General features: G+C 40.5%; 14 protein-coding genes. 7 read left to right on the top strand and 7 right to left on the bottom strand.

All coding sequences use genetic code 11. The features are described 5' to 3' along the window. Positions 1-3: 3 nt before the first annotated feature. Positions 4-828, bottom strand: a complete 825-nt coding sequence (locus ACZ48L_RS03030; protein WP_025790949.1) for an outer membrane protein assembly factor BamD — start codon at positions 826-828, stop codon at positions 4-6. Between the two features lie 149 nt (positions 829-977). On the opposite strand from ACZ48L_RS03030, the gene uvrB reads away from it, so the two are divergent. From uvrB to ACZ48L_RS03065, 7 genes are all read left to right on the top strand, one after another. Continuing rightward, positions 978-3,053, top strand: a complete 2,076-nt coding sequence (gene uvrB / locus ACZ48L_RS03035; protein WP_025790947.1) for an excinuclease ABC subunit UvrB — start codon at positions 978-980, stop codon at positions 3,051-3,053. Between the two features lie 83 nt (positions 3,054-3,136). Further along, positions 3,137-4,057, top strand: coding sequence for a DUF4468 domain-containing protein (locus tag ACZ48L_RS03040; RefSeq protein ID WP_025790945.1), 921 nt, complete (start codon positions 3,137-3,139; stop codon positions 4,055-4,057). 56 nt (positions 4,058-4,113) lie between these two features. Continuing rightward, positions 4,114-4,344 carry a hypothetical protein gene (locus ACZ48L_RS03045; protein WP_025790943.1) on the top strand — a complete coding sequence of 77 codons (231 nt, stop codon included), beginning with the start codon at positions 4,114-4,116 and terminating at the stop codon, positions 4,342-4,344. Next, complete coding sequence (locus ACZ48L_RS03050) at positions 4,344-6,740, top strand: putative porin (protein WP_464722007.1); 2,397 nt, start codon at positions 4,344-4,346, stop codon at positions 6,738-6,740. Before ACZ48L_RS03045 ends, ACZ48L_RS03050 begins: the two co-directional genes overlap by 1 nt. A gap of 35 nt (positions 6,741-6,775) precedes the next feature. Beyond that, positions 6,776-7,714 carry a 1,4-dihydroxy-2-naphthoate octaprenyltransferase gene (menA, locus tag ACZ48L_RS03055; RefSeq protein WP_025790942.1) on the top strand — a complete coding sequence of 313 codons (939 nt, stop codon included), beginning with the start codon at positions 6,776-6,778 and terminating at the stop codon, positions 7,712-7,714. A 54-nt stretch (positions 7,715-7,768) separates the two neighbouring features. Beyond that, positions 7,769-8,413 carry an HD domain-containing protein gene (locus ACZ48L_RS03060; protein ID WP_025790941.1) on the top strand — a complete coding sequence of 215 codons (645 nt, stop codon included), beginning with the start codon at positions 7,769-7,771 and terminating at the stop codon, positions 8,411-8,413. A gap of 16 nt (positions 8,414-8,429) precedes the next feature. Next, positions 8,430-8,897 (top strand): nucleoside deaminase, encoded by a 468-nt coding sequence (locus ACZ48L_RS03065; RefSeq protein WP_025790939.1) that lies wholly within the window; start codon positions 8,430-8,432, stop codon positions 8,895-8,897. Positions 8,898-9,208: 311 nt separating this feature from the next. On the opposite strand, the gene ACZ48L_RS03070 is transcribed toward ACZ48L_RS03065, so the two are convergent. From ACZ48L_RS03070 to ACZ48L_RS03095, 6 genes are all read right to left on the bottom strand, one after another. Then, positions 9,209-9,772 carry a helix-turn-helix domain-containing protein gene (locus ACZ48L_RS03070; RefSeq protein ID WP_025790938.1) on the bottom strand — a complete coding sequence of 188 codons (564 nt, stop codon included), beginning with the start codon at positions 9,770-9,772 and terminating at the stop codon, positions 9,209-9,211. Beyond that, the gene (locus ACZ48L_RS03075) at positions 9,769-11,133 is read right to left on the bottom strand and encodes an MATE family efflux transporter (protein WP_025790936.1); all 1,365 of its coding nucleotides are present in this window, start codon (positions 11,131-11,133) and stop codon (positions 9,769-9,771) included. Before ACZ48L_RS03075 ends, ACZ48L_RS03070 begins: the two co-directional genes overlap by 4 nt. Before the next feature lie 116 nt (positions 11,134-11,249). Then, on the bottom strand, positions 11,250-12,380 hold the full coding sequence (locus ACZ48L_RS03080) for a UDP-N-acetyl glucosamine 2-epimerase (protein ID WP_219493477.1): 1,131 nt from the start codon (positions 12,378-12,380) through the stop codon (positions 11,250-11,252). Between the two features lie 8 nt (positions 12,381-12,388). Then, positions 12,389-13,339 carry an SPFH domain-containing protein gene (locus ACZ48L_RS03085; RefSeq protein WP_008822721.1) on the bottom strand — a complete coding sequence of 317 codons (951 nt, stop codon included), beginning with the start codon at positions 13,337-13,339 and terminating at the stop codon, positions 12,389-12,391. Between the two features lie 52 nt (positions 13,340-13,391). Continuing rightward, on the bottom strand, positions 13,392-13,841 hold the full coding sequence (locus tag ACZ48L_RS03090) for an NfeD family protein (protein WP_008822722.1): 450 nt from the start codon (positions 13,839-13,841) through the stop codon (positions 13,392-13,394). A gap of 177 nt (positions 13,842-14,018) precedes the next feature. Then, positions 14,019-14,909, bottom strand: coding sequence for a M48 family metallopeptidase (locus ACZ48L_RS03095; RefSeq protein ID WP_008822723.1), 891 nt, complete (start codon positions 14,907-14,909; stop codon positions 14,019-14,021). Between the last annotated feature and the right edge of the window lie 23 nt (positions 14,910-14,932).

The following is a 14,932-nucleotide window of genomic DNA, read 5'->3' on the forward strand; positions in this document are numbered from 1 at the left end:
ATTTTATCCTTTTGTAAACTCCTTACATTTCTTAATGTATTCTTCAGCAGTCTTACGTTGTTTAGAGTCAGGATACTCATTGATAAAACCATAACATTCATCTTCTGCATCCTGATAGCGTTGTAGCTTCTTTGACTCCACACTCATCTGTGCTAATTCAAACTTACTTTTCATCACAAGGATAGCAAAGTCTTCACGCAGATTACTGTATGGGTAGTCATTCAAAGCATTCTGGGCTGTGATGATACAAGCCTCATAATTATTTCCACCATTGGTACAGTTGCCGAAATAAGAGCCGAGATTATAATACAACTTAGCATTAAGATACTCTTTCCGAATCAACTTATCCTGCAAATCAAACAATCGTTGCTGGGCTGTTCCTTTCATTTTACCATCTGGAAAGATATCAAGGTAATCCTGAAAGGCTGCAATAGCTGCAACAGTAGGCGTTTGGTCAAGTCGCGGTTCTGGTGTACTTTCAAACAAACTCTGTCCTATATAGAACGAAGCCATCTCTGCATACTGCCCACGAGGGTAAGTCTGATAATACTTTTTAAAAGTTTCAGAGGCAGCCTGATAGTCTTTCAGACCATATTCTGCCATTGCCAGCATGTAAAGGCATTCCTGTGCATTATCAGTTCCTTTCTCTATTGTCACGAGGTCCTGTAACAAAGGAACAGCAAAACCATACTTTCCCTTTGCAAAACACTCCTTGGCAAACTCATACTTATAACCATAATCAGTTGTTTTGTACACCTGATTATACTCCTGAGCACAGCTAGTAAGGAGTAAAGCTACACACATACCTATGAAAATTCTCTTCTTCATAATTTGACTTTGAAGTGCAAAGTTACACATTATTCTATAAATAAGCAAAGACACCTTACTTTTTTAGCAAAAAAACACCATAGAAGAAATATTATCAGGGCTTTTTCGTACCTTTGCATACTAAGATTACTCGTATTCTGACAAAGACAATGGATTTCCAATTAACATCAAAATATAAGCCGACAGGAGACCAACCTGAAGCCATTAAAGAACTTACAGAAGGGCTAGAACATGGAGATAAGAGTCAAGTTTTATTGGGTGTAACGGGTTCAGGCAAGACATTCACTATTGCAAATGTCATTGCCAACGTGAATAAGCCAACACTCATACTTTCGCATAACAAGACTCTGGCAGCACAGTTGTACGAAGAAATGAAAGGATTCTTTCCTAATAATGCCGTAGAATATTATGTCTCGTATTATGATTATTACCAGCCCGAGGCATACATGCCTACGACAGATACCTACATAGAGAAAGATTTGGCTATCAATGACGAGATCGACAAGCTTAGATTATCTGCCGTATCATCCTTATTATCAGGAAGGAAGGACGTTATCGTCGTTTCTTCCGTCTCTTGTATATACGGTATGGGAGCACCTGTTGCCATGAAGGAGAACGTCATACACATACGAAAAGGTCAAAAGATAGATCGTAATGATTTCTTACGCCGTTTAGTTGATGCCTTATACATACGTAATGATATAGAATTACAACGTGGTAATTTTCGCGTAAAAGGGGATACTCTTGACATTGCCATGGCTTATAGTGACAACGTTCTTCGTATCACTTGGTGGGATGACGAGATTGATAGTATTGAAGAAGTAGACTCTGTTGCCTTCCACCGCATAGCAACCTTTGACGAATATGAAATCTACCCTGCCAATTTGTTCGTAACATCAAAGGAACAAACAGAAGGAGCTATCCGACAGATTCAGGATGATCTTGTGAAACAAGTAGACTTTTTCACCGAAATTGGTGATAACATCAAAGCTCAACGCATAAAGGAACGTGTAGAGTATGACATAGAAATGATAAAAGAACTTGGACACTGCTCGGGTATAGAAAACTATTCACGCTATTTTGATGGGAGACAAGCAGGTCAACGTCCTTACTGTTTGCTAGACTTCTTTCCTGAAGATTACCTAATGGTAATTGATGAAAGCCATGTCAGTGTACCACAAATCTCGGCCATGTATGGTGGTGACCGTGCCCGAAAGACCAACCTTGTAGAGTATGGTTTCCGTCTTCCTGCAGCCTTTGACAACCGTCCTCTACGCTTTGAAGAGTTTCACAGTTTGATCCATCAGATTATCTATGTATCAGCAACACCTGCTGATTACGAGTTACAAGAAGCTGAAGGAGTAGTTGTCGAACAGCTAATCCGCCCAACAGGTCTATTAGATCCAGAAATAGAAGTGCGCCCATCAGAGAACCAAATAGATGATCTGATGAATGAAATAGTCATCCGTGCTGAGAAAGAAGAGCGAGTTCTGGTAACAACACTAACGAAACGAATGGCTGAAGAGCTTACCGAATACTTGCTAAATCATGATATTCGCACAGCTTATATCCATAGTGACGTTGCCGGATTAGACCGAATCAAAATAATCAATGACCTACGTGCTGGTATTTACGATGTCCTTGTGGGAGTCAATCTTCTACGTGAAGGACTTGATTTACCAGAGGTTTCACTCGTAGCTATACTTGATGCCGACAAAGAAGGCTTCCTTCGCAGCCATAGGAGTCTTACCCAAACAGCTGGACGCGCTGCCAGAAATGTCAATGGAAAAGTGATTATGTATGCTGATACCATTACGGAAAGCATGCAAAAGACCATTGATGAAACCATGAGACGGCGTACAAAGCAGCTGAAATACAACGAAGATCATCATATTACACCTAAACAAATCGTTAAAGCAATCAAAGGAACGTTGCCGACGGGTGGAGATAATACAACAACATCACAGTCTGTTTCTATTTCACAAGGTGTCAAAGGAGCCTATGCAGAGCCTGACAACACAATGCTTTTTGCTGCTGATCCTATCATAATGCACATGAGTAAGGAACAATTAGAAAAGAGTATTGCCAATACAACCACCCTCATGAAACAAGCAGCTAAAGACCTTGACTTCCTTCAAGCTGCACAATACCGAGATGAAATCATTCGCTTACAGAAAGAATTGGAAGCGAAACAAAGTGAGACAGAACAACAAAGAAAACGTTAAAAGTAACTATACGTACTACAAATATAAACATATTTACTTATCTTTGCTTATTAATATTGACACTTAATAAAAGTTTTAAGATTATGAAGAAAGCTTTGGTATCCTTACTACTGTGCCTTCCTACAATGGTTATGGCACAAAATACACTAACTCCAGAACAACAATTAGAACAAGCTCAACGACAATTAGAACAGGCAAAGGCTGCCCTAGAACAAGCAAAAGCAAATGCAGAGAAAGCGAAAGCAGAGGCTGAAGCAAAGGCTAAGGCTGCAGACTTACAGAAAAAAATAGAGGAAACCAAAGCTGAAACAGAAAAGTTACAGCGTGAAGCAGCCCGCATTGCTGAAGATACCAACAAGAGTAAGAGTACTAAAACAGCACCTTCCACTGTCCCGACATCATCTACGGACAACTCTAATGCAGCATGGGTCGTTCCTGAAACACCAACATCAATAGCTGCTAAAACCAACAAAACAGTTAGTAATGACAATAAACAATATTATATAGAGAATGGTGCTGTCCCTGAAATAAACGGGCAAGTACTATGGTCTGAGGATGTAAGTGTTCCAGGAGTAAGCGCTACTGAACTCTATGATAGAGCATTGGCCTTCCTTACAGAACTAACAAAAGGAAAGAATCAAATAGAAGGTAGTAAGGTAGCCTTGGTAAATAAAGCAGAGAATAGCATTGTAGCAACTATGCGCGAGAGGCTTATATTCTCATCAGGTTTCCTTTCTTTAGATTTTACACAGTTCAATTATCTCTTACAAGCAACCTGCTATGAAGGTCATGCAACCCTCACCATGAGTCGATTGAACTATAACTATGATGTACAAGGAAACATAACTCCTTATACTGCAGAGAACTGGATCACAGATAAATATGCACTTAATAAAAAGCATACTCGCTTACTTCCCGTATCAGGAAAGTTCCGTAAAGCTACTATAGACAGAAAAGACAGCATATTCTCAGGCTTTGCTCAGGCAATGAAACAAGCAAATTAAAAGAAAAGAATAACCCCTCTCCAGCCAGAGAGAAAGATAAATAAAAAAACTACAAGATGGAAAATCAGAATAGTACGGTACGTCGTCCTGACCACCGTATGCACAGACAAGAACGCAAGGACAAATTCTTATATATACGCCAATGGCTCAATATCATCTTTATGTTAGGAGCTGTCATAGGCGTTATTGTCTACTTTCTTGCCGACTTAACCACAACAGGTACGATCATTATCCTTGTTGCAATGGTATTTAAGATTATCGAATGTATACTTCGTTTTATCCGTTAATGAAGAAATCTGTATTATCCCTAATTCTTTTATTCGCAACAGCAAGTGCTGCAATTGCACAGAATAACAACCTCCGCCCCGTAGATGACGGTACTTTCACTGCTGATGGCTACAAAGAAAACCGTAATTTAGGACGTTCAGACTCTATCCAAAGTCAGCACAAGGAGATTCCACGTGGCATAAAAGTATGGACTATTGATGAGCGTTTCGGTGACCGTAAACCAGCTGTCCTCGACACATTATCATATATGTTCATGAACACTGTCTTTAATACAGGAGTTCGTGGAGAATATAACTCATTGGGTAATCTTGGTTCACCACGCCAAAACAGAATATTCATAGACCGTAAGAGTCCGTCAGAATTCTTCTTCCTCGACCCTTATGATATGTTTATTGTACAGCCAGGTGACTTTAAATTCACCTCAACGCTCTCCCCTATTACTATTCTTGATTATAATACAGCGGGAAATAGGACAGATGGAGAAGATCACTTCAAGGCAATCTTTGCTGTAAATGCTGGTAAAGAATGGGGCTTTGGTTTTAAGTTCGATTACCTTTACGGACGTGGCTACTACAGTAACCAAAGTACTTCTCACTTCAATTATAGTATGTGGGGAAGTTATTTAGGCGAACGTTACCAAGCCCACTTGCTCCTTTCTTTCAATCATCAGAAGGTGACAGAGAACGGAGGTATAGCCAATGATGCATATATCACACACCCAGAAGCGTTCAATGATTCATATAGTGAGTCTGAGATACCCACCATATTACAACAAAACTGGAATAGAAACGATAATCAACATATCTTTTTCAACCATCGTTATAGCCTTGGTTTCTTCCGTAGAGTCCCTATGACAGAGGAAGAAATTAAGGCTAAACAGTTTGCACTCAAGTCACACAAGGCACAAGAAGAGAAGCAAGAGAAAGCTAAAGCACGACAGCGTGCAAAGGCACAAGGAGAGAAATTCGATGAAGAAGCATACGACAAAGAAGAAAGATCTGCTGGACGTCCTGACAATGCAGTGATAGCTGGCGATGCTTCTCAAGCAAAAAAGGAGAGTACAGATAGTATAAGCAAGAACGAACGAACCATTGTCAACCTTGATGATTCAACCTCTGTAGCAGACAATAAGAAGTCAGGTACAGTCAAGGATTCTACTACACAATGGATGAAAGACGAATATGTCCCCGTCACAAGTTTCATCCATACACTTCGTTTCGACAATTATCGCCGTATCTATCAGGCTTACAATACTCCTACAGACTTCTATGCTCAGAACTATTTCAACTATGGTACTGCAGCAAATGATTCCATTTACGATCGTACGAAACACTGGTCTCTTAAAAATACCTTTGCCATTGCACTGCTGGAAGGGTTCAACAAATGGGCAAAAGCAGGATTGAAAGCCTTTGTTTCTTACGAGTTACGCCATTATGAACTACCATCAATGCAAACTCCAACAGGCTCAACAGTTGCATTCCTTGGTAGAGAAGAGAAATGGAATCAGCATGATCTCTCCATTGGAGGGCAACTATTAAAGTCACAAGGTAAGACTTTGCACTATGATGTTTCAGCAGAAGCGTGGTTAGTAGGAACTCGTTCGGGACAGTTCCACGTTGATGGACATGCAGATATCAACTTCCCGCTATTCGGAGACACGGTTAAACTGGCTGCGACAGCCTTCCTACACCGTTCTGCAGCATCCTTTTATATGAATCAATTCCATGGCAAACATTACTGGTGGGATAACAACCTTGACCAGCAAATACATTCCCGTGTGCTCGGAGAACTATCTTTGGAAAGGACTCATACGAAGCTGAGAGTAGGATATGATGTACTAAAGAACTATACCTACTTTGGTATACAGAATGACAGAACACTTAGTGGTGACAACTACCTCGTACAACACAATCAGCTGAACGTCAGACAATCTGGAAGTCCAATTAGCCTTCTTACATTGCAATTACAGCAGAACTTAAGGTTTGGAATATTCAATTGGGAAAATGTTCTAACCTTACAGAAGTCAAGTAAAGATGATATTCTCCCAGTACCAACATTCAATGCATACAGTAATCTATTCATAAGATTCCGCATAGCAAGGGTATTACACTGTGATTTCGGTGTTGATATGCGATATTTCACAAGCTATTATGCGCCAGAATACATACCTGGCATTGGTGCTTTTGGTATCCAGGAGACTGCTGCAAGCCGTACAAAGATAGGCAATTATCCTGTCCTTGACGCCTACGCCAACTTTCGTTTACAGCACACTCGCTTCTTTGTCATGTTCTCACATGTAAATAGTAGCGATGGAGGAGATTACTTCTTCACCCCTCACTACCCACTGAATCAACGCATATTAAGATTTGGTATCAGCTGGAACTTCTTTAATTAAACATCTATATTCTTACTATTATAGGCATCAAAGGAATGGTATCTGAGAACGATTATATAAAGACGAATAGCTTAAATGCATGGATTCTTGCTGCACGTCCTAAGACTCTCACAGGTGCAATGGTACCTGTCATGATTGGGACGGCATGGGCATGGAAGATTGGAGGAGCTGCAAACTTCCGTATTCTTCCTGCTATTCTCTGTTTTCTTTTCGCTTTTTTGATGCAGATCGATTCCAATTTCATCAATGATTACTTTGATTGTGTGAAAGGAAATGACGATCGTTCCACCCGATTAGGGCCTAAACGAGCCTGCTCAGAAGGGTGGATAACCCTCCCAGCCATGCGCATAGGACTCATCATCACATCGCTTTTAGCATGCTTCATAGGCTTACCGCTTATTATATATGGTGGGTGGGAAATGATCATTGTGGGTGCTATCTGCGTTCTATTCGCCTTTCTTTATACAACATACTTCTCCTATCTTGGTTTAGGCGACCTCCTGGTGCTTGTCTTTTTTGGTATTGTCCCAGTTGTCTTCACAACATACGCCATCCTACCTGATCATATGCAAGCCTTCCAACTTGAAGTTTTCATTACAGGTATAGCCTGCGGATTGGTTATCGACACACTCCTTGTAGTCAACAACTATAGAGACAGAGACAACGATAAAAGGGACGGAAAGATAACACTCATTGTCTGGTTAGGTACTAAAAGGGCAGAAAGATTTTATTCAGCATTAGGGATCTTTGCATATTTCCTAATGTTCTATGCTCTTTTCTTTAGTAACAATAATCTGTTATTTACACTTTTATTTATCTTATTCTATACCCCTTACATCCTCTTACATAAGAGGACGGCGAACTTTATGGCAAGAATTAACCAAGGAAAAGACCTGAATATCGTCTTAGCAAAGACTGCACGCAACATACTTATTTATGGTATTACAACGTCTGCAGCCATTCTCTTCTTGTAAGTAAGGCAACCACTAACAACGACTCTCATTCAAAATTCTTTTTGAAACATGCTTATGCAACAACCCAATCTTGAAATAATGAACTTTGTTGAGCAGCAGATTCTACCTCGATACAATGCTTTTGGGAAGAGTCATGGGCTATCTCATGTTCAACGGGTAATTAAGAATTCACTAGCTTTAACAGCTGTTACTGGGGCTGATGTCAATATGGTATACGTCATTGCTGCATACCATGATCTGGGTATGGAAGGACCTCGTGCCATTCACCATATTACCAGTGGAAAGATACTTACTGCTGATGCCCGATTAAAGAAATGGTTTTCGGCAGAACAGATAAAGATCATGAAGGAAGCTGTTGAGGACCATCGAGCAAGCAGTTCCCGTGCTCCACGGAGCATATATGGTAAGATCGTTGCAGAAGCCGACCGTGATCTTGACCCTAACGTTGTTTTTTCACGTGCCATTCTCTTTGGTATAGAGAATTATCCAGAGATGAATGAAGAACAAATGTGGAAACGTTTCAGAGATCACATGAAAGAGAAATATAGCCGAACAGGATACTTAAAGCTATGGATTCCAGGTTCACCAAATGCAAAGAACCTTGAGACTATCCGCAAGACGATTGATAACGAACAAGAACTACGTAAGACTTTCAACGACATTTATCCACAATTGATAAAAGAAGAGTCTGGACAATAAACTCCAAATCAGCAAAATGACCAAAGAAGAATTTATGCGAAAGGCTATTGAGCTATCTGTCAATAGCGTTAAAAAAGGTGGTGGTCCATTCGGAGCAGTCATCGTACGCAATGGTGAAATCATTGCTGAAGCCAGCAATAACGTGACTGTTGACAATGACCCAACAGCTCATGCAGAGGTTTCAGCCATCCGCAATGCGTGCCGAAAATTGGGAACTTTTGACCTCACAGGATGTGAAATATACACCTCATGTGAACCATGCCCAATGTGCTTAGGAGCCATTTACTGGGCACATCTTGATAAAATCTATTATGCCAATGACCGAAAAGATGCTGCAGCCATAGGATTTGATGATGATTTTATATATAAGGAGATTGAGGTTGAACCACAATACCGCAAGAAACCATCAGAGATTTTACTGCGCAACGAGGCGCTTGAAGCCTTCAAACTATGGAACACGAAAACAGATAAGATAGAATACTAATTCTGCCAAGATACTGTCTTCTGAGAATTAAAGATACCATAACGTGTAAAATTAATTCACAACACGGAGACAAAAGATGCTCTTTTGCATTCTAAAAGACGCCCTTTTAGGAAGTAAAAGGGCATCTTTTGACATGTAAAAGGTGCTCTTTTGGAATGCAAAAGGGCACCTTTTACTTTACGGTTTTTAATCACCTGATTCTCTGATAGATATAAAAGCGAAAATAAGGGATTATCTCCTGTTTATAAAACTCATATCCTTCATTTTCTGTTAAACTATTTCATAGACAGTCTAAGATACATTCTAACAGATTAAAGAACATCCAATGGCTTACGTAGATTTTGCTTTAAGCCTTTAAATTCAGAAGGTGTCATTCCCGTAATAGCCTTAAACTGATTAGACAGATACGCCACTGAAGAATAATTCATACGAAGAGCTATCTGCGTAAGTGTGAGTTCATCATATCGGATAAGCTCTTTTACACGCTCTATACGCAGCTCCATATAATAACGTTCAATCGTCTTTCCCTCTACTTCAGAGAAGAGTTTGGACAATGCACTGTAATCCTGGCGGAGTTCTGTAGAGAGATAATTGCTGAGAGTCCTTGCAGACTGATTATCTTGATAATGAACAAGCTTTACCAACGCAGCCTTAATACGCTCAATCGTCTGCTGCCTATGATCGTCAAGGAGTTCAAATCCTAATTTCTCAAGGGATGTACGAAGCTGTGCAAGTTGCTCTGTAGAAGGCTCCACTTCTATGATAGCTTCGCCCAAATCTACTTTTGTTGGATGTAATCCCATACGTTGTAAAACCTGATCAACAGCCATTTTACAACGATCACAGACCATATTCTTTATATAAATCGTTCTCATTTCTTTGCCTTTCGTGCTTCTGCTTCACGTGTAAACTCACGGAAAGTATAAATAATAATAGGAACTGTAAGCGAGAAAGAGAATACATCACTTACAGCCTGACATATCTCAACGCCCTTCAAACCAAAGAGAGATGGGAGAATAAAGATCAACGGAATAAAGAATAACCCCTGTCGTGCAGCTGCCAAAAGGTTCGCTCTCCACGGCTTACGACAGGTTTGCAGCAACATGTTACTTGCTAAAATAAACTCATTCAGTGGGAATGTACATAGCTGCCAGCGCAAAGCTACTATACCAATGGCAATCACATCAGGGTCATCACGGAAGACTCCAATGAGTGAACCACTAATAGCCCAGCCTATAATTAACAAAACAATGAGGAATATTGTACCAACAAGAACGGTAAATTTAAATGCTTCTTTCAATCTATCAAACAATCCCGCACCATAACAAAAGCCACATACAGGCTGGAAACCTTGTCCCAATCCAATGACAACAGAGAACGACAACATGGCTAAACGACCAACAATACTCATCGCTGCAATTGCCGAATCACCATAGACACCAGCTGCTAAATTCAACGACATAGTAGACACACAAGCCAGACCTTGCCGCATCAGAGATGGACTTCCACCATAGAATATCTCCTTATAGGCACGCCATGATGGAGAGAAATTACGGAAATGGATAGCTATATTTTCCCCTCTTCGCGCCATTAGGAACAATATTACGAATGATACAGTCTGTCCTATCACTGTTGCCCAGGCAGCTCCACTGACTCCCATATTGCATGTAAAAATCAACAGAGGATCAAGAACTACATTCAAAACTGCTCCCGAAACAATGCCAAACATAGCAAAATTAGCATTCCCTTGCAGACGCATCTGATTGTTCAAGGTGAGAGAAGAAGTTAAGAAAGGTGCACCAAGGAGAATAATTTGCATATAATCTTTGGTATAGGGAAGTATCGTTGGTGTACTTCCAAGCATCAAAGAAAGTGGATGAAGGAAGGTTTCACCTAGAATAAGAACAATAACTCCCAAGAAGAAAGAGCTGAAAAAGCCCGTAGAAGCCATTTTTTCAGCATTCTTATGACGGCGTGCTCCTAACTCACGGGATATATAATTCCCTGAACCATGCCCAAAGAAATAACCCATTGCCTGCACAAAAAACATCAGAGAAAAGACAATTCCGACTGCAGCAGTGGCTTGTGTATTGATCTTTCCGACAAAGAACGTATCTGCAATATTATACAATCCCGTTACGAGCATTGATATAATGGTCGGTATAGCCATTGTTATAATAACACGATGGAGAGGTCCTTGTGTCAGGAAAGTGTAATTGTCTGTATGTCCGTGCATAACTCCGAGTACTTTATAATGTGCAAAATTACAAATAGTCAAGAACAATACAAAATAAAATAGGGGAAAGAATCCGACAGACTCTTTCCCCTATTCGGCATTATTATATCTATATTTTAACGGTGTTCTAAGAGAATCTGAACAATACGTTCAGCCGAACGCCCGTCCCATCTGTCAGGGATTCCACACTTCTTCCATGTTCCTGACACCATATCTGTAAATGCACTGCGCAGCAATTCAGCATCTTCACCAACGAGAACATTTGATCCTACCTTAACTGTTTCGATATGTTCTGTGTAACTATTCAGCGTAATACACGGTATATTATTGAAGGTTGCCTCCTCTGCAACATTACCAGAATCAGTCACAATACCCTGTGCGTGCGATGTAAGGTAAGCAAACTGGAGATAGTTCAGTGGCTTTACAATATGCAGATTATGCAGACTGATATTCTTCTTTAAGCCCAATGCCATGATAACCTGTACCGCTGAATCACGCAACGGTGCAATGATCGGTAGGTCACCAGCCGTCTCACACAGTACACGAAGCATCTTTTCAAGGTTCTCTTGATCTGCTAACAATGCCTTACGATTGAGAGTAAACACAATATAACTGCCTTCTTTCAGAGGTAATCCAGCTAAGGCATCAATGTCATTGAGCCTCATTCCCTCAACACGTTCACGATTATAACGGATGTTATCAATGAGAATATTACCCACCATGTATACCTTTGACAGTTCAGCACCTTCCTTATTAGCAATACTATTATTGCTAAAACCAGCCGTAAAGAGGATGTCTGACAGACCATCTATAACCAAACGGTTTATTTCCTTAGGCATAGTAATATCGAAAGAACGTGTACCTGCGGCGATATGTGCCAAGGTTATTGCCTGTTTCTTTGTAACAATAGCAGCTGCCATCGTTGATGCGAGGTCATCAACTACTATCACTACGTCTGTTGGATGGCTCTGTAGATACTGCTCAAACTTAGACATTACCTGCCCTGTAAGCTCATTCAGGTTCTCACACTCCACTCCAAGATAGGCATCAGGACGCCTAATTGAGAGGTTATCAAACAGTTCATCTTCAAGTGTAGGGTCATCTGCAAGCCCTGCATAGACAAGAGAATATGTCACTTTATGTGGACTATTTTCCGCTGCAAGTTTGTTAATTACTCTGATGATTGGTGCCACCTTAATAAAATTAGGGCGTGCCCCACAAAAAATACAAAGCTCTGTTTTCTGCATTATTCCTATTATCCTTTAAACATATCCTTAATACCTCCGATAGAACCCATTAGGTTTGAGGCTTCAAACGGCAGGTATACAGTCTTCTGATTATTGTTATTTGCCAGATCTGTAAGCATCTGGATGTATTTCTGAGCAATGAGATAATTAGCTGGGTTGGTACTTTGTCCTACAGCTTCTGTTATCTTTTGTATAGCAATAGCTTCAGCTTCAGCCTTACGAATACGTGCTTGTGCCTGTCCTTCAGCTATGAGAATCTGCTGTTGTTTATCTGCTTCAGCACGGTTAATGGCTGCTTGCTTCTCACCTTCAGACTGCAGAATAGCTGATTGTTTCTGTCCCTCACTGGTGAGAATGGTAGCTCGTTTGTTACGTTCTGCCTGCATTTGCTTCTCCATTGCCTGTGAAACGCTTGCTGGAGGAGTGATATCTTGCAGCTCAACACGGTTTACTTTAATGCCCCACTTGTTGGTTGCATCATCAAGAACAGAACGAAGTTTCGTATTAATCGTATCACGTGAGGTCAGTGTTTGGTCCAATTCCATCTCGCCAATGATGTTACGTAGCGTTGTCTGGGTCAGCTTTTCAATGGCATTTGGCAAATTATTGATCTCATAAACAGCCTTGAACGGGTCAATAATCTGGAAGTAAAGCAGTGCGTTTATCTGCATTTGGATGTTATCCTTCGTAATAACATTCTGCCGATCAAAGTCATATACCTGCTCACGAAGGTCTATAGAGTTAGTATATGTATAGCGTCCAGCCTTCAGGGCAACGATGTCTTTCGCATGATCAATGAATGGAATGATGATATTAATACCTGGTTGAAGGGTTGCATAATACTTCCCAAGACGTTCAATAATCTTCGTTTCACTCTGCGAAATGATGACAATTGACATCTTAGCAAATACAATTACCAAGACAATAAGTGCTATAAGCACATAAGCTGCAATATCCATAAGCATAAAAGATTTATTTAATTATTCAAAAGTTCACTCTATTCTGAAAGCTCTAACAGGGTTCTACGGTTATGATAACAGAGTTGATACTTAAAATACGTACGTCCGTATTCTGGCGAATCTCTGCTCCATTGGCTGACTTTGCCTTCCAAGAATCACCGTCAACCTTCACCCTTCCGTACCCATTTGCTTCTATCTTATCCGTAACTCTACCTTCTCTACCTATCAGAGCCTCAACGTTACTAACCCGATGGTCCTCCCCCTGATGCAGATATTTCAATGCTATAGGGCGCACAAAGAAGATACTTAGGAGCGTAAAGATAACAAAGAAGATTACTTGTAGGGCGATACTGTCTGTAAAAGCAGCAACAACTGAAGCACAAAACCCTCCTATAGCAAAGCACATGATAAAGAAATCACCATTCATGATCTCTAAAATGAGACAGATAATGCCCACTAATAACCAGGATAACCATAAGTTCTGTACCAGATAATCTATCATAGTCGTAAAGGTTTGATTTCGTTTGTAAAGATAAGAATAAAATACGAACCTTTCAAATCTTTCTATAAAAATATATAACGGCTATCAACTTTCTCCGCTTTATGGTCCATTAAGGAATAGTAAATGAACAGGAGAAGAAGTTGATAGCCGTTAGTTTACGACACAAAAAGCCTATGCTTAGCGTCTCTTACCAGAACGATTCGTCGTACCAGAACCAATGTGAAGGGTTCTAACACTTGATGTTGAAGACACACTTTGGGGTCTATAGCCATGGTAATACTTCTCTGCTTCGGGCAACCACTTCTTGATATTCGCTATACGACGCTCATCTGAAGGGTGGTCACTCAGCACTTCTGCACGACTACCATTGGTAGCTGACGCCATACGTTGCCAGAAAGTAACAGCATTAGCAGGGTCATAACCAGCCATCGCAGCAAAGATTAATCCCATATAGTCAGCCTCGCTTTCATTATCTCGGCTATATTTCAGGTTACGGAAAGAGAATACTCCACTCGCTACCTGGGATGCGATATCACCTACTCCACCGCCTACTGTTGAATTCAAGACCGTACCCAAGACACTGGTTCCAATCTGTTGGTTCATCTGTTTGGTAATCTGTTCGGCACTATGCTTAGCCACTGCATGGGCTATCTCGTGCCCTAATACGATTGCCAGACTTGCCTCATTCTGTGTATAAGGTAGTAATCCCTCATAAACAACAATCTTTCCTCCAGGCATACAGAAGGCATTTGCCTGATTGTTTTTAATAAGATTGAATTCCCAACGGAAGTTCTTTACTTCACTGGCATAGCCATTACTACGTAGATAACTCTCTACTGCGTTGGCAAGTCTTCTACCCACACGCTGAACCATTGCCGTATTTTTTGCATCAGTTGACTTTGTAGCAGAAGCCATGAACTTTGCATATTCTTGATTACTGAGAGCAAGTAATTGCTCGTCAGAGATACTTATACGGTGTGTGCGACCCGTCAATGGGACTTTTGAAGACGTACCGCAGGCGGTCATCGTTGCTACAATGACTGCCATTAATAAATACTTAATTTTCATTTCTACTATTTTTTATAACTTTC

Source organism: Prevotella histicola, from assembly GCF_055385135.1.